Source organism: Streptomyces mesophilus (assembly GCF_040300965.1).
GTDB lineage: Bacteria > Actinomycetota > Actinomycetes > Streptomycetales > Streptomycetaceae > Streptomyces > Streptomyces mesophilus_A.
In genome coordinates this window covers 1-20,661 of record NZ_JBEPEW010000001.1, presented here as the reverse complement: position 1 = coordinate 20,661, position 20,661 = coordinate 1, and the positions used below count along the sequence as shown (strand labels likewise).

The 20,661-nt window shown below is 72.4% G+C and carries 19 protein-coding genes; 7 read left to right on the top strand and 12 right to left on the bottom strand.

The features are described 5' to 3' along the window. Window positions 1–30: 30 nt before the first annotated feature. From ABT367_RS00095 to ABT367_RS00075, 5 genes are all read right to left on the bottom strand, one after another. On the bottom strand, window positions 31–1,836 hold the full coding sequence (locus ABT367_RS00095) for a vWA domain-containing protein (protein ID WP_352247855.1): 1,806 nt from the start codon (window positions 1,834–1,836) through the stop codon (window positions 31–33). 49 nt (window positions 1,837–1,885) lie between these two features. Further along, window positions 1,886–2,947 carry an ATP-binding protein gene (locus ABT367_RS00090; RefSeq protein WP_352247853.1) on the bottom strand — a complete coding sequence of 354 codons (1,062 nt, stop codon included), beginning with the start codon at window positions 2,945–2,947 and terminating at the stop codon, window positions 1,886–1,888. Between the two features lie 136 nt (window positions 2,948–3,083). Beyond that, on the bottom strand, window positions 3,084–4,469 hold the full coding sequence (locus ABT367_RS00085) for an amino acid permease (protein WP_352247851.1): 1,386 nt from the start codon (window positions 4,467–4,469) through the stop codon (window positions 3,084–3,086). Between the two features lie 19 nt (window positions 4,470–4,488). After that, window positions 4,489–6,570 (bottom strand): phage holin family protein, encoded by a 2,082-nt coding sequence (locus ABT367_RS00080; protein ID WP_352248117.1) that lies wholly within the window; start codon window positions 6,568–6,570, stop codon window positions 4,489–4,491. A 225-nt stretch (window positions 6,571–6,795) separates the two neighbouring features. Then, complete coding sequence (locus ABT367_RS00075; RefSeq protein ID WP_352247849.1) at window positions 6,796–7,200, bottom strand: hypothetical protein; 405 nt, start codon at window positions 7,198–7,200, stop codon at window positions 6,796–6,798. Between the two features lie 123 nt (window positions 7,201–7,323). On the opposite strand from ABT367_RS00075, the gene ABT367_RS00070 reads away from it, so the two are divergent. Both ABT367_RS00070 and ABT367_RS00065 read left to right on the top strand, forming a co-directional pair. Further along, window positions 7,324–8,097: an MBL fold metallo-hydrolase gene (locus ABT367_RS00070; protein WP_352247847.1), complete on the top strand. Its 774-nt coding sequence runs from the start codon at window positions 7,324–7,326 to the stop codon at window positions 8,095–8,097. Then, window positions 8,094–8,720, top strand: a complete 627-nt coding sequence (locus ABT367_RS00065; RefSeq protein ID WP_352247845.1) for a DedA family protein — start codon at window positions 8,094–8,096, stop codon at window positions 8,718–8,720. Before ABT367_RS00070 ends, ABT367_RS00065 begins: the two co-directional genes overlap by 4 nt. Here the strand turns inward: ABT367_RS00065 and ABT367_RS00060 are convergent. From ABT367_RS00060 to ABT367_RS00045, 4 genes are all read right to left on the bottom strand, one after another. Then, window positions 8,707–9,765 carry an MBL fold metallo-hydrolase gene (locus ABT367_RS00060; protein ID WP_352247844.1) on the bottom strand — a complete coding sequence of 353 codons (1,059 nt, stop codon included), beginning with the start codon at window positions 9,763–9,765 and terminating at the stop codon, window positions 8,707–8,709. The genes ABT367_RS00065 and ABT367_RS00060 overlap by 14 nt on opposite strands. After that, window positions 9,762–11,009: an aminotransferase class I/II-fold pyridoxal phosphate-dependent enzyme gene (locus ABT367_RS00055; RefSeq protein WP_352247842.1), complete on the bottom strand. Its 1,248-nt coding sequence runs from the start codon at window positions 11,007–11,009 to the stop codon at window positions 9,762–9,764. The genes ABT367_RS00060 and ABT367_RS00055 overlap by 4 nt, the downstream gene beginning before the upstream one ends. A gap of 138 nt (window positions 11,010–11,147) precedes the next feature. Continuing rightward, on the bottom strand, window positions 11,148–11,711 hold the full coding sequence (locus tag ABT367_RS00050; protein WP_352247840.1) for a hypothetical protein: 564 nt from the start codon (window positions 11,709–11,711) through the stop codon (window positions 11,148–11,150). A gap of 145 nt (window positions 11,712–11,856) precedes the next feature. After that, a complete protein-coding gene (locus tag ABT367_RS00045) occupies window positions 11,857–12,576 on the bottom strand; it encodes an ANTAR domain-containing response regulator (protein WP_352247838.1) in 720 nt (239 codons plus the stop codon). Window positions 12,577–12,707: 131 nt separating this feature from the next. Here ABT367_RS00045 and ABT367_RS00040 point away from each other — a divergent pair, with 131 nt between their 5' ends. After that, window positions 12,708–13,838 (top strand): PAS domain-containing protein, encoded by a 1,131-nt coding sequence (locus ABT367_RS00040; protein ID WP_352247836.1) that lies wholly within the window; start codon window positions 12,708–12,710, stop codon window positions 13,836–13,838. Window position 13,839: 1 nt separating this feature from the next. Here ABT367_RS00040 and ABT367_RS00035 read toward each other — a convergent pair whose 3' ends face one another. Next, window positions 13,840–14,664, bottom strand: coding sequence for a SigB/SigF/SigG family RNA polymerase sigma factor (locus ABT367_RS00035; RefSeq protein ID WP_352247834.1), 825 nt, complete (start codon window positions 14,662–14,664; stop codon window positions 13,840–13,842). Between the two features lie 320 nt (window positions 14,665–14,984). On the opposite strand from ABT367_RS00035, the gene ABT367_RS00030 reads away from it, so the two are divergent. Next, a complete protein-coding gene (locus tag ABT367_RS00030) occupies window positions 14,985–15,122 on the top strand; it encodes a hypothetical protein (RefSeq protein WP_352247832.1) in 138 nt (45 codons plus the stop codon). Window positions 15,123–15,215: 93 nt separating this feature from the next. Further along, window positions 15,216–15,644 carry a CBS domain-containing protein gene (locus ABT367_RS00025; RefSeq protein ID WP_352247830.1) on the top strand — a complete coding sequence of 143 codons (429 nt, stop codon included), beginning with the start codon at window positions 15,216–15,218 and terminating at the stop codon, window positions 15,642–15,644. An 88-nt stretch (window positions 15,645–15,732) separates the two neighbouring features. On the opposite strand, the gene ABT367_RS00020 is transcribed toward ABT367_RS00025, so the two are convergent. Both ABT367_RS00020 and ABT367_RS00015 read right to left on the bottom strand, forming a co-directional pair. After that, entirely contained in the window at window positions 15,733–16,308 is a 576-nt protein-coding gene (locus ABT367_RS00020) for a TIGR03086 family metal-binding protein (protein ID WP_352247828.1), read from the bottom strand. A 56-nt stretch (window positions 16,309–16,364) separates the two neighbouring features. Next, on the bottom strand, window positions 16,365–17,984 hold the full coding sequence (locus ABT367_RS00015; RefSeq protein ID WP_352247826.1) for an ABC-F family ATP-binding cassette domain-containing protein: 1,620 nt from the start codon (window positions 17,982–17,984) through the stop codon (window positions 16,365–16,367). A 183-nt stretch (window positions 17,985–18,167) separates the two neighbouring features. Between ABT367_RS00015 and ABT367_RS00010 the strand changes: the two genes are divergently transcribed. After that, window positions 18,168–19,694, top strand: coding sequence for a bifunctional phosphatase PAP2/diacylglycerol kinase family protein (locus tag ABT367_RS00010; RefSeq protein ID WP_352247825.1), 1,527 nt, complete (start codon window positions 18,168–18,170; stop codon window positions 19,692–19,694). Window positions 19,695–19,837: 143 nt separating this feature from the next. After that, window positions 19,838–20,647, top strand: a complete 810-nt coding sequence (locus ABT367_RS00005) for a class I SAM-dependent methyltransferase (protein WP_352247823.1) — start codon at window positions 19,838–19,840, stop codon at window positions 20,645–20,647. Window positions 20,648–20,661: the final 14 nt, after the last annotated feature.

Genomic DNA, 20,661 nt, shown 5'->3' with positions numbered 1-20,661 from the left:
ATCCGACCACATCCGTGCCCCCGTCCGCGATCAGGTCACCCGGAAAACGGGACCTTTCGGAGTGAACGGAAGCGATCCGCCTGCACGCAGCAGAAAGGCGTGCTCCCGCCGGATCCGCAGAACATCGCAGCCGCCGTCGGTGATCACCAGGACCGGTGCGTCCGGCGGGAAGTCCTCGGCCCGGTGCAGCAGGTCGATGCCGGGCTGCAGTTCGGTGCCGCCGCGCCCTCGTACGCGTACCTTCTCGGCGATGTCGGTGACCGGCAGATAGCCCGCGTCGTGCGCTGCCGCGTCGCAGAACACGACCCGCGCGGCCGGTACATCGCGCGCCGTCGCGAACGAGGCGATGACGCCGAGGCCCTTGCCGAGCAGGGTGCGGCTCATCGAGGCGGAGGTGTCGAGGACGACCCCGAAGGTGCAGCGCCTGATCTCCTCCGGCGGGAAGTACCGGCCGGCACGCGGGATGTCCGGTGTGGAGGCCTGACGGCGCGCGGGCCGCGCATAGCTGCGGACCGGCTCCGGCCGGGGCACGAACTCGTCGAACCACTGGGCCAGTTGGGCGTCCCAGGCGAGCGGAGGCTGGGACAGCGCCTTGATCTCCTCGACCAGGCCCGCGGGGAGCGTGCCGCGTTCCCGCGCCTGGTGCAGATCGAAGCCCTGCGCGAGCCCGCGCCGGTAGTACTCGTCGAGGTCGACATGGTGCGCGGGCCCGGTGATCGGCTCGCCCAGCACATCGCCGAGCCCCTTGCCGCGCAGTGTGGCGAGGCGGCGGATCCGGCGCAGGTCGCCGGCGATCCGGTCGTAGACCTCCTCGGTGGACAGACCGCTCAACTGCGGGTCGAACAGGGCGCCTTGAGGCATGACGCCGACGTCCATCTCGCGCAGCCAGGCGTTGATGACGTAATCGGCGGCCACGTTGAAGAGATACGGGTCCCGGGCGCCGCAGCGGTCGGCGTGCCGCAGGGCGGCGTGCAGCATCTCGTGCGCGAGGACGAAGCGCCACTCCTCGTCGCCGAGACGCACCAGCGGGTTGATGTAGATCTCGGCCGCGGCGGCGTTCACCGCGGCGACGGAGATGTGGTGGGCGCGGGCGAGTTCGGCGTCGGCGACGAGCGTCACGCCCGCGGCGATGGCGCCGAGCAGCGGGTACGAGGAGACGAACCAGTTGAGCGCGTGATCCCACGGCGCACGCCGGGTCGGCCGTCCGTCGAGGGCGTCGCGCAGACCGCCCGCCATGTCCATGGCCTTGGACATGGTGCCGGTCAGGGCGCGCGCGAAGGCCTCCTGCCAGTCCGGCGGGTCGTTCCACGGGTCGTGCCAGGGCCGCAGGATCTGGTCGGCCTGGCCGCCGGCCGTACCGCAGTTCCGGTACGCCGCGGGGATGGCGCCGTCCCTGCGCCAGCCGGCCGCCATCTGCTCCTCGTCGCCGCCCGGGTAGGAGGCGGGCAGGTCGTCGGGGGCGCGGCCGACGGGGAACGTCAGGAGGAAGCGGTTGACCACGGCGCAGCGCGCGGCGAGGTCGTAGCGGTCGGGCTGTTCCCGCTCCCCCTTGGCGGCGGGTACGTGGCCGAAGCCGAGGTGGATGATGCAGTGCGCGAGCGACCAGGCCCAGGTCGCGGGGTCGGCGTGCTTCGTGCGGTGCGCGTGCACGGTGCCGTTGGAGGTGACGGTCGCCAGACCGCCCTCCGGTGCGCTCCGGCACTCCTGCTCCCGGCAGATCTTCGCCTGCACGGAGTTGAGGGCGGGGTTGGCGAACACCTGCTGGAGCCCGGCCACGAAGGCCTTCGTGGCCGGGTCCGGCCTGACCTCGGAGTCCTGCTTGCGGGCCCGGCTCATCGCGCGGGGACTTGCGCCCGCGTACGGCCGGCTGTCCCGCGTACGCGGTTCATCGACGCGCCTCCACGAGCCGCGGCATGTCCCGGGCCGCCTCGATCAGGAACCAGGCCGGAAGCACCGGCTGGTCGTCGGCATCGTCCGCGATGACGGTCTGCGCGACCTCGACGGAGATCTCCGCGAGCTGCACCAGCAACGCCTTGGCCCGGTACGCGAGTTGGCGGCCGTGCGCGTTGACATGCTCCTTGGACGCGGGCAGTTCCTTGCGCAGCCGGGCACGGAACGCCTCGGCGAGGAAGTACAGGAGGTCCCGGTCCTCGATCCGCCGGGGCCAGGACGCCTCGCCCTTGATGATCGCCTCGATCCCGTACGCATGGCGCACGATCTTGACGTATCCGCAGAAGGAGACGGCGTGGGCGGGCGTGAGGCAGCCGTGCGCGATGACCTTGAGGGTCTCCTCGTCGAGCGCCGGGCCGAAGGAGTGCAGGGCGTCGGAGAGCATGTGCCACGAGCGGGGCGTCGAGAAGGGCTGCTCGGTCTTCGGCGGCTTGGACCACAGGTGGTCGGGCCGGTCGGTGAGGTGGTCGAGGATCCAGGGGTGGATCCCGTTGCTGTGCGCCCAGATCAGCCAGTCCTCGGACGAGGCCTGGAGGTGGACATGGGTGAGGCGGTTGACCAGCGCGGAGGCGATGGGGCGGGCGAGCGCGTTGTCCGTGGAGCGGTTGCCGGCGCCGATGACGATGGAGCCCTCCGGCAGTTCGTAACTGCCGATGCGGCGGTCGAGGATCAGCGAGTAGAAGGCCTTCTGGACGTCGGGGGTCGCCGCGTTGAGCTCGTCGAGGAAGAGGCAGTACGGCTCGTCGCGGGCGATGGCCTCGGGCGGGCAGAACACCGAGCGGCCGTCACGGATCTGCGGCACCCCGATCAGGTCCTCCGGGGCGAGCTGCGTCCCGAGGAGGCTCACGCACTCCAGGCCGAGCGAGTCCGCGAACGCCCGTACCAGCGAGGACTTCCCGATGCCGGGCGCACCCCACAGGAACACGGGCCGCACCGTGGCGAGGCCGAGCAGCAGCTCGGGGACGCGGGCGGGAGTGACGGCTACGGCGGACTGCAAACGAGGGCTCCTTGCGGGAAATGAGGGAGGTGAGGACGCCCCGGCGCGGCTCTGCCGCCGCGCACCCACGGGCTGGTCCGGTACGGACAGTGTGGGCGGGTGCGCGGCCGGCCGCAGCTCATTTTCCGCTCGGCGCTCAGGCCACGGGTGCCGTTCCGGTGGCCGCGCGCACCTTCCGCGCCGACATCCACGCGTAGACGAGCACGCCCGCGAAGAGGAACAGCACGCCCTGGTAGACGGGTTGGTAGCCGGCCCCTGCCACCAGCCACATCGCGAAGGCGAAGGCGGCCACCGCGACCACCGAGTCGGTCACGAGGCGGCCGCGGTTGACGAGGTCGCCGCGGCCGCAGAGCAGGTGGAAGATCTGGGCGGCGGCGGCCAGCAGGTAGGGCACGGTCGCCATGAAGGTGGTCACGGTGACCAGGAGCGTGAAGACTCCCTCCGACCCCGCTGCGTACTGATAGATCGTCAGGAGCGAGGCCAGGACGACCGTGATGCCGACGCCGACCGTCGGGACGCCGCGCTCCTTGTGCGTGAAGATCTGCGGGAACAGGCCGTCCTTCGCCGCGGCGTAGGGAGCCTGGGCGCTGAGCAGGGTCCAGCCGTTGAGCGCGCCGAGGATGGAGATCACCGCGGCCCAGGCGACGAGGGTGCCGCCCCAGGTTCCACCGAACATCACGTCGACCGCGTCCGAGAACGGCGCCGTCGAGCCCACCACCTGCTCGTGCGGCAGCATCCCGAACACCGCGAGCGTGCCGAGCAGATAGACCACGGCCGCGCACAGGACGCCGAGGATCGTGGCGAGGCCGACGTTGCGCCGTGGATTGCGCACCTCGCCCGCGCTCATCGCGGCGGACTCGACGCCGAGATACGAGAAGAGCAGGATCGCCGCGGCCGCCGAGATCGCCCCGAGCGGGCTCTCGCCGTCGGCGAGGAACGGCCCGAGGTTGTCGGAGTCGAAGAAGAAGAGCCCGCCGATCGCGACGAGCAGCAGCGGTGCGAACTTCAGTACGGTGGCGACGAGTTGGACCGCGCCCACATAACGCGTACCGGCGAAGTTGGCGAAGCCCGGCAGCCACTGCACGACGAGCGCCGCCAGACACATGGACCACTTGTGCTCGACGATGCCGGGGAACAGCACCCCGAGATAGCCGACCGCGATCACGGCGAGCGCGGCGTTGGAGACCCAGGCGGTGATCCAGTACGACCAGGCAGCCAGGAATCCCGCGAAGTCACCGAAGGCTTCGCGGGCGTAGACGTACGGGCCGCCGGTGCGCGGATCGCGCTGCGCGAGCCGGCCGAACACCAGCGCAAGGGCCAGCGCGCCGAGCGTGAGCACGGCGAAGGCGACCAGGGCGATGGTGCCGTAGGGGGCCACCGAACTGGGCAGCAGGAAGATGCCGCCGCCGACGATATTGCCCATCACCAGGCAGGTGGCGATGGGCAGTCCGAAGCGCCGGGCGTGCTTGCTGAGCTCGTCGGGCTCGTCCGTCAGCGGGGGTGCGGGGGTGGGGTGCTCCATGCGGACACGCTGCACCACTTCAAGCGGTTTTGTCCGGTACGGCGCGGTCGATGGCCGCAACATCACCGGGCGGCCGCATCGGTGCCTCGAACTCCGCGGGGTCCGGCTCGGGGACCGGCACCTGCGGACCGTCCGCCTCGCGCAGCCAGCGCCGCAGCACGCGGTGGACCCGCTCGGCGCCGACCAGTTCGCACCCCTCGGCCACCGGGGCGGACAGCGCGCGCGGGGAGAGCAGGAACGCGTGGCTCTGTTCGCCGCCGAGCCCGCCGTGCGAGCCGATCTGCTCCTCGAAGGCGAGCACTTCGCCCTCCTCGACGGCCGAGTTGACCATGATGTCGGCGGTGTGCGGGAAGGAGTCCGTGCGGCGTACGGCGGCCAGGGCGCCCGGGCCGAAATCCTGGAGCGGGCCCAAGTCCTGAGCGCCGTCCACCAGTTCGTCCAGGTACACCTCGGCCCCGCGCGCGCCGAGGATCACGCCGCCGCCGCGCTCGGACCGTACGAGAAGGAAGCCGACGCCCGGGTGGTTGGCCAGCGTGGGCAGCAGCGCGGGGTGCCGTGCGTCGATCTGCTCCCTGGTCATCCGCTCGGGCACGTCAGGGAACGAGACCAGGCCGAGGTTGCCGGAGGCGAGCACGACGGGGTCCTTGCCGGCCGGCGGACGGTGCTCGTTCTCGCCCTCCTCGACCGGGCGGTGCATCGCGGCCCGTACCGCGGACCGGGCCTCGGCGCCGCTGTGGGTACGGCGCGCCTTGCGTGGCACGGGCAGTCCGCAGCCGGCGCGCACCAGATCGGCGAGCGTGAGTCCGTAGCGGTGCCGGAAGGTCTCCCCCGGGCTCTGACCGTGGTCGGAGAGCAGCACGATGCGGTACGGGCGCGGCGCGTGCTCGGCGACCTTCGCGATCAGCGCGATCGAGCGGTCGAGCCGCTCGAGGACCAGGGCGGCGTCCCTGCTGCCGGGCCCGGAGTGATGGGCCACTTCGTCGTACGCGACCAGATCCGCGTAGACGGCGGTACGGCCGACCAGCATGTCCCCTATCACCGCGGCGACCACGACATCGCGTTCGACCACGGTCGCGAAGGCGCGGATGAACGGGTAGAGCCCGCCGCGCTTGACCCGCGGCCGGGTCTTCCTGAGCCGCCCGCGCGTGGACTGCCCGATCTCCCGGCCCACTTCGGCGACGAAGGACATCGCGGTACGTACGGCGTTGGCGGGGTCCGAGAAGTACGCGAAGTACCCGGCGCGCGAACGGTTCTCCTTGCCGCGCCGCGCCGCGATCGACAGGACGAGGGCCACCTGGTCGGCGCCCCCGCTGAACAGGTTGCCGCGGCTCGCGCCGTCCACCGTGAGCAGTCCGCCGTCGCCGGTGCGCTCGATGGCGCGGCGCTGGAGCTCGACGGCGCTCGCGGGACGGTTGCAGACCATGACTTCGCCGGTGTCCTTCTCGTACCAGCGGAAGGCGGGGATGTCGTGGTTGTCGCCGTGCAGGATGCCGAGCTGGCTCGCGCCGGTCTGGCTCGACCAGTCGGTGCGCCACGGGGTGAGGCGGTGGGTGTCCTTCAGCCAGGCGGCGACGGTGGGCATACGCCCGTCGTCGACGGCCCGTTGCAGCACGTCGTGGCCGACGCCGTCGAGCTGCACGAAGACCGTGCCGGGGACGCGCGGGCCGCGGGCCGCGGCCTGCTTGCGCCGTCTGCGGTCCGCGAGCCGGTAGAGCCTGCGGCGGTACGCGTCGTCGTCGCGTACGGCCAGTGCCGCGGCGGTCGCGGAGGCGACGGCGGACATCACCGCGGCGACGACCACGGCGGTCTCGGGGGCGGCCTCGCCTCTGTCGTCGGGGATGAGGCTCAGGGCGATCAGCAGGAGCGAGCCGTTGAGGAAGAAGACGAGCAGGCCGAGGACCAGCGCGGGGACCAGGAGCAGGGCGCGGACGACGAAGGGCCACACGAGGGCGCTGAGCACACCGAAGACGGCCGCTCCGATGCCCGCGGTGATGCCGATCCGGGTGGCGCTGTCGCCCGAGTCCGCCTGGAGGCGGAAGTCGGGCAGGAGGCCGGCGAGGATCAGCATCGTGAGCGTGCTCGCCGCCCAGACGGCGACCATCCGCCACAGCACACCGCCGGTTCGCCGCCATCGTCCTTCGGCCACGTCCACCTCGTCCTTCCGGGCGCCTTGCGGCCCGGCCCCCAGGGTTTCATACGGGCGGGGGTGGTTTGTGGCGGTGCGGGTCCGTTGTCCCGAGCCGTCGTCCCACGGCCGGTCAGCAGCCGTTGCAGCCCGCGGTCTGCGCTGGATCAGCAGCCGTTGCAGCCCGCGGTCTGCGCCGGGTCAGCAGCCGTTGTAGCCCGCGGTCGGCATCGACAGGCGGCGGTGCACCCTGGCCTTCATCTCCGCGTCGTACGCGGGCTCGGGAGCGCTCACCGTCTCCAGGGGCACGCCCCGGCGGGCGCACTCGGCGGCGAACTCCCGTACCGAGAGCACCGCGCGCTCGAGGACCCGCCCGCTCGGCGCGAGGAAGACGTCCACCTCGTCCGCGTCGACATCGCGCCACAGGGCCGCGTGGTCGGGGCGCAGGCCGTGTAGGAGCAGCTCCCGAGTGACGACATGGCCGCGGTCCGCCGCCCATTTCGCGCACATCGCGTGCTGGCTGCGGCTGTCCACCAGGAACGGTTCGCGGTCCAGTTCCTCCAGCGGAACCAGGCTGGCGATGGCCGCGATCCGCAGCTGTGCCATCGGCCGTCCCCCTGAGGCGAGTGGTCTCCCGCGTTTCCGCGCCGACCCTACTGCGCACCGTATGGTCATAGGAGGTACATGAGGCGAACAGACGCAGAACAGACCAGTGGAAGGAACAGCTCGGTGCCGGTGGAAATCACCTGGTGGGGGCATGCCACCTGCACGGTCGAGGACTCGGGGACCCGGGTGCTCACGGATCCGCTGTTCGCCCGCAGACTGGCGCATCTGCGCCGGCGCCGCGGTGACCTACCGCCGTCGCGGGCCACCGAGGCGGACGCCGCGCTCGTCTCGCATCTGCACGCCGACCATCTGCATGTGCCCTCCCTGGCGAGGCTTGCGGACGGCACGCAGGTCGTGCTCCCGCGCGGTGCCCGCGCCGCGGTGCCCGGGCTGCGCAGGCTGAGGCATCTGCGGTTCGTCGAGGTCGCCCCGGGTGACGAGGTGCGGGTCGGCGAGGTGAGCGTGCGGGTCGTGCCCGCGCGGCACGACGGACGCCGGCTGCCGGTCGGGCCGCACCGGTCGCCCGCGCTCGGGTTCGTGGTCGAGGGAGCCGCGCGGACCTATTTCGCCGGGGACACCGGCCTCTTCGACGAGATGGCCGACGTGGTCGGTGCCGTCGATGTGGCCCTGCTTCCGGTGGGCGGCTGGGGTCCGTTCCTCGGGCACGGGCACCTTGACGCCGCCCGGGCCGCCGAGGCGCTGGCCCGTCTCGCGCCGCGCAGCGCCGTGCCGGTGCACTTCGGCACGTACTGGCCGATCGGCATGGACGCCGTGCGGCCGCATGAATTCCACACCCCCGGCGAGGAGTTCGTACGGCAGGCGGCGCTCCAGGCGCCGGACGTGGCCGTTCACCTGCTGGCCCAGGGCGAGGGCGTGCGGCCGGAGGTCGCCAAGTGAGCCTGCTCGCGATCGCCGAGTCCGTGACCTCGGACTCGACCCCGCAGGCCGTCGGATATCCGTCGCTGTTCCTGCTCGTGGTGCTCGGTGCGCTGGTGCCCGTGGTGCCGACGGGCGCCCTGGTCAGCTCGGCCGCCGCGCTCGCGTTTCATCATTCGGCGCCGCAGTCGCAGCTGTACGTGTTCGCGGTCGCCGCGCTCGCCGCGTTCATCGGGGACACGATCCTGTACTGGCTCGGTGCGCGCGGTATGCGGTCGAAGAACGGTTCGCGCTGGCTGAAGGCGATTCGCGACCGCGCCCCGCAGGAGCGTCTGGAGCAGGCGCAGAGCAAGCTGCACGAGCACAACGTGAGCGTCCTCGTCCTGTCGCGGCTCGTGCCCGCGGGACGTATCCCCGTCATGCTCGCGTGCCTGCTCGCCAAGTGGCCGCTGCGGAGGTTCGCCCGGGGCAATCTGCCGGCGTGCCTCGCCTGGGCGGTGACGTACCAACTCATCGGGATCCTGGGCGGATCGCTGTTCCCCGAGCCGTGGGAGGGCGTGGCCGCCGCGATCGGCCTGACCCTCTTGATCAGCGCGGCGCCGATGCTGTGGCGGAGGGTGCGGGCGCGGCTCAGCCCGGGCTGAGTCCGTCCGCGGCACGCCCGTCCGCCGTACGTTCGATGACCTTGGACGCCCCGACCGCCAGATCCCACAGGTCCGCGCGGGCCCGGCCCGCCGCGCGCCAGGCCTCACGGACGCGGTGCAGGGGTTCGAGGACCGGTTCGGCCGACAGCAGGAAGGTCGCCCAGTGCATGGGTGCCATCCGCCGTGCGCCCAGGTCGTCCATCGCACGGACGGCCTCTTCGGGGTCGCAGTGCACATCGCGCAGCCACCAGCGGGGCTCGTACGCGCCGATGGGCAGCAGGGCGAGGTCGATTCCCCGGTGGCGGGCGCCGATCTGCTCGAACCAGTGGCCGTAGCCCGTGTCGCCGGCGAAGTAGACCTTCTGGTCCTGCCGGTCGGTGAGCACCCAGCCGCCCCACAGGGTGCGGCAGGTGTCGGTGAGGCCGCGCTTGGACCAGTGGTGCGCGGGCACGAAGTCGAAACGCACGCCCCGCAGTTCGGCCGCCTCCCACCAGTCGAGTTCGGTGACGCGTACGAAGCGCCGGCGGCGGAACCAGCGTCCGAGACCGGCCGGTACGAACACCGGTGTCTCCCGCGGCAGCCGTTTGAGGGTGGGCGCGTCGAGGTGGTCGTAGTGGTTGTGACTGATGACGACGGCGTCGACGGGAGGCAGCGCGTCCCAGGCGACACCGGCGGGGGTGACCCGGGCCGGGGTGCCGAGGATCTTTCGGGACCACACGGGGTCGGTGAGCACCGTCAGACCGCCGATCCGCAGCACCCAGCTGGCGTGCCCGACCCAGGTGACGGCCACGGTGTCCTCGTCCGTCCGTGGCAGCGGGCCCGGCGCGAAAGGCAGTTGGGGGATCTCCTCCAGACAGGAGCGGTCCGGCCGTACGGCGCCTTCGCGGGCGAACCGGGCCAGCGCCTTCACTCCGGGCAGGGGCGCGGTCAGGCGGTCGGCGAAGGAGCGGGGCCAGGTGCGGCGTTCGGCCAGCTGACGCAGGGAGGTCTTCGGGGTGGCGAGGTCCGGCGTCGGCGTGAGGGGCTGCTGTGTCTCCTGGGTCATCGAGGCGGCTCCGTTCTCTGGGCATCGGCACGCAGGTCGTCGAGAGCGCCGGCCAGAGCCGTGAGCGCCCGTTCCACATGCGGGAGTTCCAGGGGGTCGGGTGCGGTGAGGGCGGCCAGGCGCTGCTCGGTGTCCGTGCCGAGCAGCGGGGCCACCGAGATACGGGCGCGCAGCGCACCGAGGCCGTCGCCGAAGCGGTGGCCGCCGGGCACGGGCATCCCGAACCGCTCGGTGAGATGGTCCTCGAGCTCCATCGCGTCGGTGACCGAGCGGGCCGCGAGGGCGTCACCCAACGGGCTGAAGTCGACATAGAGATGCCGTCCGGCCACGGGCGCCCGGCCGAGCGCGCCCGCGGCGAGGACGGTGCGGTGCACGGCCTCGGCGACCTTGGCGTGCAGCCGTACGGCGGCGGTCAGGCGGTCGCTCACCTCGGCCGGTTCACCCAGTGCGTAGGCGGCGGCCGCGGCGACGGGCGCCGCCACGGAGGAGCCGAGCACGGTCAGTACGTCGAGGGCCCGGGCTCTGAGCGCCGTGCCTTCGTCGGTGGCGGGGAAGCGCGCGACGGCGGCCGGCCAGTCGGGCGGCAGGAAGGCGCCGGCGAGATCGGCGAGGACGGTGACATGGTGCGGAGCCATCTCGGCCGGTCCGATGAGGACCGTCTCCTCGGGGTGGTGCAGGGTGTCGCGCCAGGTCTCGTCGGAGACGATGTGCAGCCCTTCGCGCAGCGCTGCCTCGACGGTTTCGTGCAGCACCTCCGGCGGGGGCACGGTCGCGGTGGGGTCGTCGGCGACGGAGAGCACGAGGAGCCGCGGGTCACCCCCTTCGGCGCGCACTCTTCGTACGGTCTCCATGAGCGCGTACGGATCGGGCACTCCCCCGCACTCGGGCGGCGTGGGCACATGGAAGGCCTGCCGGCCCAGGAGCCGGACCTGCGGCGCCCACCAGGCCGTGCACGGCCGGGGCAGCAGGACGTCGCCGCCCGTCGCGGCGATCAGCGCGCACAGCAGCGGTGCGGCGCCGGGGGCCGCGGCGAGCTGGGTCCGTTCGGCGGGCATGCCGCGCCGCCGCAGGTAGCCGGCGGCCGCGTCCAGGAGCGCGGGGCTCCCGCCGACGGGCTCGCTGTGGGCGCGCCCGGCGGACGCCGCGAGGACCGCGGCGAGTTCGGGCAGCACCGGCAGTCCGGGGTCGGGGGCGAGTGGCCCGTAGCGGACCGGGCCGTGGCCTTCGGGGAGCGTCCGCTCCATGCCTGCCTCCGTGTTCTGCCGCCGACTGGGGTGCGGGTGGACGTGCCGCCGCCCGTATCCCTGCCCGGCTGCGGGGCTCGGGATACGGGCGGGAACCGGCGAACAGGCCCCGGCCGGGGCACCGGATCCCACCTGCGGTCAGCTCTCCGTGTCGCTCTGGCGGCGGCGGATGACGTAGTACGTGGCGCCGAGCGCGCCGAGGACCAGGACCGCGCCCGTGAGCATCGTCTGCGTGGAGTCGGTGAAGCTGCCGCCGATGCCGCCGCGTACGCCGTAGTGCAGGGGGGCGCCCCGGTCGACGTGGAAGCTCGCGTACCACTGGGCGCCGCCGGGGCAGGTGCCGTCGACGCCCCACTGGGAGGAGTTGCCGACCGCGTTGGGGCCGCCGGAGGAGAAGTTGGCGTCGGCGGCGACCCGGGCGGTGCCGTTGTAGGCGGGGCCGACGCCGGGGATCGCGGCGTTCTCCACCTTGTGGAGCCGCACGGAGCCGCCCGAGAACGCCTGGGAGTTCGCCGTGATGGACTCCGGGTACCAGCCGCGGTCGGCGTACGGGCAGGAGACCGAGATCGTCACCATCCCGCCGGGGGCGACGGTGCGCGGGCTGACTTCGGCGGCGGTGTCGGCCGCGTACGCGCCGGGTGCGGCGCCGGCCACGGCGGCCGTGGCGAGCGCGGCGGCTGCGAACACTCGGGCGATACGCATGGGTGCGGGCTCCTTCGACGCCTCAGGCATCGGCACGCACTTCGTGCCGCGCACCCATGGAAACCTGACCCCCAGTCACCCGCCCCGCCGACGGGCCATTCGCGCGACAGCTGGGGCCGGTTGGGTGAGGCCCGGGAGTCGGCGGTCAGGTCGCCAGCGTCGACAACTCCTTCTCCAGGCCGCGGCCCCGGCGGCGTACGAGCTCCGCCGCGACGTCCGCGAGCTTCTCGTTGGAGTGCTGGGAGATACGGCGCAGGATCGCGAAGGCGTCGTCCGCGTCGCAGCCGAGGACGTGCATCACGATGCCGCTGGCCTGGTCGACCACGGGGCGGGTGCGCAGCGCGGCGCCCAGCTGGTCGATCTCGGCGAGGGCCGCGCGGTAGCGCTCGTCGCGGACGAGGCAGGTCGACGCGAGCTCACCGAGGGCGCGGGCCGGGCCGCAGGCGGCGGGCGTGATGGTGCCGCTGCGGAAGCTGTAGAGACTGAGCACCACGGTCAGGCCGGCCCGTGGGAACGGCAGGGTGACGGCCGCGCGCACGCCGGAGTCCAGGGCGTGGGCGCGGAACTCGGGCCAGCGCTGCTCGTGCAGCAGATCGTCAGCGCCCACCGGCTCCCCGGTGACGATCGCTTCCGGGATGGGTCCCGCGCCGGAGCGCAGCTGGGCCGTGACGACGGAGGCGAGATCGGGGTGGGTGACCGCGACGGGTCCCGCGCGTCCGGCGCGGACCCCGTCCGCACCCGGTTCGGTCACGGTGGCGTCGGCTCCGCAGCAGCCGGCCGTGCAGCGCACGGCCTGCTCGGCGAGCTCGGAGAGATGACGTCCGGGCGGGACGGTGGAGGGGCTGCACCACGCCGGTTCCGGCATAGGAGGTTCCTCCTCTCTTGGTGCGGGTGCCCTCGGGCGTCCTGCGGAAACTCCGGGGCGGGCCGCGGAATCTTCCGCGGGTCACCCCGCCACCCTGCGCGAACAGGCGCGCAGCCGCTAACTTTCGCTCCATGGCGCAAGCGGATGAGTTCGGTGAGGATCTCGCGGATTTCCTGCGCCGCGTAGGGGAGTTGAGAGCGGCACGGACGATTCCGGACGGTGATCTGCGCTCCGTCCTCGACACGGCCCTGTTCGAACTCGACCATGTGGCCGAGCAGCTGTGGCCCCGCTTCGAACAACTCGCCGCGGCGAGCGGCCAGTTCGCGGTCCGCCAGGAGGAGCAGCTGCTGCGTGCCGTGTTCCAACGACTGCCGCTTCCCGTCGTCCTGATGGACCGCGACACCGTCGTACGGCGGATGAACTTCGCCGCATCCGGCCTCACGGGTGTACGCGCCGGGTACGCCACGGGCCGCCCGTTCGCGGGAATGTTCGCGCATGCCGACCGTGCGGCGCTGCGTTCGCAGACGGCGGCGGTGGCGCGCGGTGAGGGCGACCGCAGTCTGACCCTGCATCTTCAGCAGCGCCCCGCGGACGACATACGGGCGACACTGACCGCGTTGCGTCCGGGCGCCGAACCCCACCCGGTGGTCCTGGTGGTCCTGCAGCCCGGCGCGTCCCGTCGGCTGCCTCGGCCGGAGCGCCATGAGCGGCCGTACGGCCCCGAGCCCGATCTCGTGGAGGCGACCCGCAACGCGGCGCTGCTCGATCTGCTCGACACGATGACCACCGAGCTGCTCTCGGCACCTGCCGGGGACCGCGCGGCGCTGCTGCGCCGGGCGGCGGCGGTGCTGCACGGCCGTTTCGCGGACTGGGTGGTCGCCGATCTGGGCGCGCGGCAGCCCGTACGGACGCAGGTGCTCGGACCCCAGCAGGAAAGCGACGCGGTCGAGGCCGTCGCGCGCCAGGATCCCGCCGCGTGCCCTCTCGTGGTGGAGGCGGCACGCGGCGGTACCACGGCGCTTCAGGTGCGCCCGGAGGATCCGGACGCGTTCGGGCGTGACGCGGGCGACGTCCCGGTCCTGGTACGCGCCGATGTGTCCTCGCTGCTGTGCGTCCCCCTCGCCGGCCCGGAGGGGGGTCCGGTCGAGGGGGTGGTCACGCTGTTCCGCTGCGGGGCGCGGCTCGCGTTCTCGCTGGCGGAGGCGCAGGCCGTGGATGTGATGTCACGGCATGTGGCGCTGGCCCTGCGCAAGGCGCGGTGACTCACGCCGCCTCGGACAGCTCCTCGTCTCCCGCGCTCTCGTCGTGCATGACCTCGGCGCGCATCGACGCGCAGCAGCGGCTGATCAGCCGGGACACGTGCATCTGCGAGATGCCGAGCTGTTCGGCGATCCGGCTCTGCGTCATGTCGCCGAAGAAGCGCATGTACAGGATGGCGCGTTCGCGTTCCGGCAGGGCGCGCAGCTGTGGCTTGATCGCTTCGCGGTCGACGACGATGTCGATCGCGGGGTCGGGTGCGCCGAGCGCGTCCCGCAGCGCGTAGCCGTCGTCGCTGCCGGGGAGTTCGGCGTCCAGGGACAGGGCGGTGAAGCTGTCGAGTGCCTCGAGACCGGTTTTGGCGTCCTCCACGCTCATGCCCGCGCGGTCCGCGATCTCCTCGAGCGTCGGCGCGCGGCCCGGGATGGTCTGCGCGAGGTCCTGGGACGCGAACCGTACGCGGTTGCGCAGGTCCTGGACGCGGCGGGGCACGTGGAGGGTCCACATGTGGTCGCGGAAATGGCGTTTGATCTCGCCGGTCACGGTCGGCACGGCGTAGCTCTCGAAGGCGTGGCTGCGGTCGGGGTCGTAGCGGTCGACGGCCTTGACGAGGCCGAGGGCCGCGACCTGGCGCAGGTCCTCGAGGGATTCGCCGCGGCCGCGGAAGCGGCCGGCGAGGCGGTCGGCCATGGGCAGCCAGGCGCAGACCAGTTCCTGGCGCAGTGCGTCCTTCTGAGGCCCGTCCGGCAGCGCGGCCAGCCTGCGGAAGGCGGCGGCTGTGTCGGGGGCGTCGTCGTGCGGATGGCGTTTGACTCCTGCGGAGGTACGCATGGGGGCTGCAACTCCCAAAGAGGTGCTCGCTGTTGGCGACGGACACCGGGGAGTCAGAACGCGGCCGGAACGGATACAGGCGAAGGCCCATCCGGACGGGCGCGACTGCTCCCGCGGATGTGCCTCCGATCCGAAGCACGTGTTGCGCATGCCCGGGCTTCGGAAGCTCAAACGCCCTCGATGCCGGGCCGGTTGGCCCAGGGGCCGACTTCGGGCCACGGTTTGCTCGGCGTACAGCGGATCCGCCCCTTCATGCGGTGTTTGCCCGGCCTTGACAGGGAGACCCGGTCTGCGACATCCCGTCGGGGAAGGGCCCGATCATGGCACTGTTCGCTGTGTTGACACCCCTGGTCATGCTGGGTGTGGTTCTCGCGCTCGGCCGTTACGAGGAACTCCTGCTGCCGTCCGCCGACGAGACCGAAGAGGGCGCGATCGGCCGGGAGTTGCCCACGCTGTGACACCGCCGCAGGAATGCCCGGGCTCGATGCGGGTACTGCGACCGGGGTCACCCGTCTCCCCTGTAGCGGGGGAATCGCAGGAAAGGGCCCGTCATGGCCGACATCGTGAGGGACGTGATGACTCCGGGTGTCGTGGCGGTGCGCCCTGATGCCTCGCTGGTCGAGGCCGCGCAGTTGATGCGTGCCCAGGACATCGGCGGGGTGCTCGTGGCCGCCGAGGGCACGGTGCTCGGGGTGCTGACCGACCGCGACATCACGCTGCGCGCCGTGGCCGACGGGGCGGATCCGCTGACCGTGAGCGCCCAGGCCGTGTGCACACCGCATCCGGTCGCGGTCTCGCCGGACGACTCGGTGACGGCGGCTGTCGCGCTCATGCGCCAGTACGCGGTGCGCCGGCTGCCGGTCATCGAGGACGGCCACCCCGTGGGGATGGTCAGCCTGGGCGATCTGGCCGTCGCACTCGACCCGACGTCGACGCTGGCGCAGATCAGCGGCACGGAACCGGACAGCTGGCCGGGCTGACGTCACCGGTTGGCTCCCCGCGGACGTCAGGGATTGCGGCCCGGCGGAGACAGCAGCTCAGGGATTGCGCCCCAGCGGAGACAGCAGCTCAGGGATTGCGCCCCAGCAGACACAGCAGTTTCGTCTGGGCGTCGGCGCCCGGCGGCGGTTCGACCGCGGGCCCGAACACACCGCTCTTGTCCAAGTCGGCCGCGTACGGCGCGACTTCCCGTACCGCCGCGTCGATCAGAGTCTGCGGCAGCCGCTCGTCGGCGCCGATCGCGCGCGAAAGATCCCAGGTGTGCACCACGAGATCGGTGGTCATCTGCGCGCAGTACGCGGCGGCCGGGGTGTCCCCGTACGAGAGGTGCACCGTGCGCTCCAGGGCCCCGGGCGCGGCGAAGGCCTCGTGGGCGGCGCGTGAGGTGCGGTCCCAGACGCCGACGGGGTCGTCTCCGAGCACATCCCCGTCGTAGGCGCCCCCGACCTCGGCGATCCTCGCCCCGTCCCGTACCAGCGGGACGGCCCAGAGCTGCTCGGCGACCAGATGGTTGATCAGGTCCCGGACGTTCCACTCCGTACAGGGCGTGGCGGCGGTCCACTGGTCGTCGGTGATGCGGTGCACCCGGTCGGCGAACTCGGCCAGGGCATCGCGGTGGTGGGTGAGCACGCTTGCGACAGCCATGGGTCCAGTGTCCCGCTACAGGGGCCGGAATGCAGGAGTGCCAGGTACAGGAGGCCTCAGCGGGCCCGCTCCACCCGACGCTCGTCCCAGACCGGCTCGGTCGACTCGCGGACCTTGCCGTCCGATCCGAACACCAGATAGCGGTCGAAGGACTTCGCGAACCAGCGGTCGTGGGTCACCGCGAGCACCGTGCCCTCGAAGGACTCGAGGCCCTCCTGGAGGGCCTCGGCGCTCTCCAGGTCCAGGTTGTCCGTCGGCTCGTCGAGCAGCAGGGCCGTACAGCCCTGGAGTTCGAGCAGCAGGATCTGGAAGCGGGCCTGCTGGCCGCCGGAGAGACGGTCGAAGGCCTGCTCGGCCTGGGCGGTCAGCTCGTAACGGCGGAGCATCGAACTGGCCGCGCCGCGGTCCTTGGCGTGCTCGCGCCACAGGATGTCGAGCAGGGTGCGGCCGAACAGCTCCGGGTGTGCGTGGGTCTGCGCGAAGTGCCCGGGCACGACGCGCGCACCGAGCTTCCAGTCGCCGGTGTGCTGCACCTCGTCGCCGGCGAGCAGCCGCAGGAAGTGCGATTTACCGGAGCCGTTGGAGCCGAGGACGGCGACCCGTTCGCCGAAGAAGATCTCCAGGTCGAAGGGTTTCATCAGGCCGGTGAGCTCGAGGTTCTTGCAGGTCACCGCACGTACGCCGGTGCGTCCGCCGTGCAGGCGCATGGTGATGTCCTGGTCGCGCGGCGGCTCGGGCGGAGGTCCGGCCTCCTCGAACTTGCGGAGCCTGGTCTGTGCGGCGGCGTAACGCGATGCCATCTCGTGGCTGACCGCGGCGGCCTGGCGCAGATTGAGCACCAGCTTCTTGAGCTGGGCGTGCTTCTCGTCCCAGCGGCGGCGCAGCTCCTCGAAGCGCGCGAAGCGTTCCTTGCGGGCCTCGTGGAAGGTGCCGAAGCCGCCGCCGTGCACCCAGGCGTCCGCACCGGCAGGACCCGGCTCGACGCTGATGATCTTCTGGGCGGCACGGGCCAGGAGCTCACGGTCGTGCGAGACGAACAGGACGGTCTTACGGGTCTCGTTCAGGCGCTCCTCGAGCCAGCGCTTGCCGGGTACGTCGAGGTAGTTGTCCGGCTCGTCGAGGAGCAGGACCTCGTCGGTGCCGCGCAGCAGCGACTCCAGGACGAGGCGCTTCTGCTCGCCGCCGCTGAGGGTGGAGACCTCGCGGAACTGGGCCCGCTCGTACGGCACGCCGAGCGCCGCCATGGTGCACATGTCCCAGAGCGTCTCGGCCTCGTAGCCGCGCGCCTCGGCCCAGTCGGAGAGTGCCTGGGCGTACTGCAGCTGGGCGGCCTCGTCGTCCACCGTCATGATCAGGTGTTCGGCGACGTCCACGGCCTTCGCCGCTTCCCGGATACGGGGGGTGGCGACGGAGACGAGCAGGTCACGGACCGTGGTGTCATCGCGTACGGAGCCGATGAACTGCGGCATCACGCCGAGCCCGCCGCTGATCGTGACGGTGCCGCCGTGCGGCTGCAGCTCACCGGAGAGCAGCCGCAGCAGGGTGGTCTTGCCGGCCCCGTTCGGCCCCACGAGGGCGACGACGGCGCCTTCGCCGACCCTGAACGACACATCGCCGAGCAGCGCCCGTCCGTCGGGCAGGTAGTACTCGAGGTGCGCTGCTTCCAGATGTCCCATGGGGCGGATTCTGCGGGTCGGCCCCGGCCCGGGGCAAACCGGTTTCCCCAGCCCGCGGCGGCCGGCCCGGGGCCCGTACTTCCCGTGGCGGACCGCGTTGCCCCCGCCGCCCGCCCCGAAACTGAGGGCTTCGCCCCAGCCCCGGGCGGATGTGACCTTGCGGGTTGCGGGTACCCGGGGACGATGGGTAATCGTGATGAGTTTCCTCAGCAGCGGGTCGACGTGTTCGCGGATCCGCACGTGAAAGGGCCCGTGGCGGTCGTGTCCGCCGGACGGTCGCGGCTTGTCGCGCTCGATCTCAAGATCTTCGACGGCGTGGCCAGGCGGCACTGGCCGGGCGCCGATCCGCTGCTGCCCTGGCTGAGCCGCAGCGCCAACCACGGCGTGCTCTGGTTCGCCTCGGCCGCCGCCCTGGCCCTGACCCGCTCGCCGCGGGCCCGCCGGGCCGCCGCCCGCGGGCTCGCCTCGCTCGCGCTGGCCTCGGGCACCGTGAACACCTTCGGCAAGCGCGCGGTCCGCCGGGCGCGACCGCTGCGGGACGACGTGCCGCTGATCCGCCAGCTCAAGCACCAGCCGATCACGACCTCGTTCCCCTCCGGCCACTCCGCCTCCGCGGCCGCCTTCGCGACGGGCGTGGCCCTGGAGTCACGGCGCTGGGGCGCGGTCGTGGCCCCGGTCGCCGGGGCCGTCGCGCTGTCGCGGGTCTACACCGGCGTGCACTATCCGGCCGATGTGCTGGCGGGTGCGGCGCTCGGCATGGGCGCCGCTTTCGCCGTACGGGGCCTCGTACCCACCCGCGACCAGCGCCGCTCCCCCGGCCGGCCGCATGCCGAGGCGCCGGTGCTGCCGGACGGCGAGGGGCTGGTGATGGTGGTCAACTCCGGTGCCAGGACGGCCGACCGGGCAAGGATGCTGCTGACCGCGCTGCCCGGCACCAAGCTCGTGGAATGCGAACCGGAGCATTTCGTCGACGAGTTGGAGAAGGCGGCGAAGCGGGCGCGGGTGCTCGGCGTGTGCGGCGGCGACGGCTCGGTGAACGCGGCCGCCCAGGTGGCCCTGCGCCACGGACTGCCGCTCGCGGTCCTGCCGGGCGGCACGCTCAACCACTTCGCGTACGACCTCGGCGTGGAGGGCGAACGCGACCTCGCCCGCGCCCTGACCCGCGGCGAGGCGGTGGCGGTGGATGTGGGCCGCTTCCGGGTCGGGGACACCACGGGCCTGTTCCTCAACACGTTCAGCATCGGTGTGTACCCGGAGCTGGTACGCCACCGGGACCGCTGGTCACGACGGATCGGCGGCTGGCCGGCCGGGGTGCTCGCGGCCGGTGACGTGCTGGGGTCCGAGCGGCCCCTCGAGGTCGAGATGGGCGGCAAGCGGCGGGCGTTGTGGCTCCTGTTCGCCGGCAACGGGACGTATCACCGCATGGGCCTGGCCCCCGCGCGCCGCCATGACCTGGCCGACGGCCTGCTCGATGTGCGGGTGGCACACGGCGGCCGCAGGCCCGGCCTCCGGCTGCTCGCGGCCGCGTTCGCCGGCCCGCTCAGCCGCTCCCCCGCGCATGCGGCGGTACGGGTGCGCAGGCTGCGTGTCATGAGGCTCGCGCCCGGCACTCCGCTCGCGTACGACGGCGAAGTGGTCTCCGCCGGAGGCGAGTTGCAGCTCGACAAGCTCCCGGAAGCGCTGACGGTCTACCGGCCGGAGCCCTTCTGAGAACCCTCGTGCTGTCGCACGGAGTCCCCAATGGGCATCTCGCATAGCAAGATGGGGATCTCATTATCCGGCACGAGCGCATACGGTCTTCCACAACGCCCCGGGCGAAGGCGCCCGGGGCTTTGCCGGAAGGGGTACCGGTCATGGCCGAAGAGACCGCCGTCTACACACACGGACACCACGAGTCCGTGCTGCGCTCGCACACCTGGCGGACCGCCGCCAACTCGGCCGCGTACCTGCTCCCCGAGATCAAGCCCGACCAGCGGATCCTGGACGTGGGGTGCGGTCCTGGCACCATCACCGCCGATCTGGCGGCGCAGGTCCCGCAGGGCCGCGTGACGGGAGTCGAGCTGGCGGCCGGCGTCCTCGACCAGGCGCGGGCGGTGGCCGCCGAACGCGGACTGACCAACACGGAGTTCGAGACCGCCGACGTGCACCGGCTGCGGTACGCCGACGACAGCTTCGATGTCGTGCACGCCCATCAGGTGCTCCAGCATGTGGGCGACCCGGTACAGGCGCTGCGCGAGATGCGCCGCGTGACCCGGCCCGGCGGGATCGTCGCGGTCCGCGATTCGGACTACGCGGCCATGACCTGGTATCCGACCTCGCCCGTCCTGGACGACTGGCTGACCCTGTACCGACGGGTGGCACGGGCGAACGGCGGAGAGCCCGACGCCGGCCGCCGCCTCAAGTCCTGGGCGCTGCAGGCCGGTTGCACGGACCTCACCGCGAGCTCCGCCACTTGGACGTACTCCACGCCCGATGAGCGCGCCTGGTGGAGCGGCCTGTGGGCGGACCGCACGACGGCCTCCTCGTACGCGAAGATCGCTGTCGACGGCGGGCACGCGACCACCGGGGACCTGGAGCGGATCGCGGCGGCCTGGCGGGAGTGGGGCGAGGCGGAGGACGGCTGGTTCTGCGTGCTGCACGGGGAGTTGCTGATCCGCGCCTGACCTGGAATCCGGGT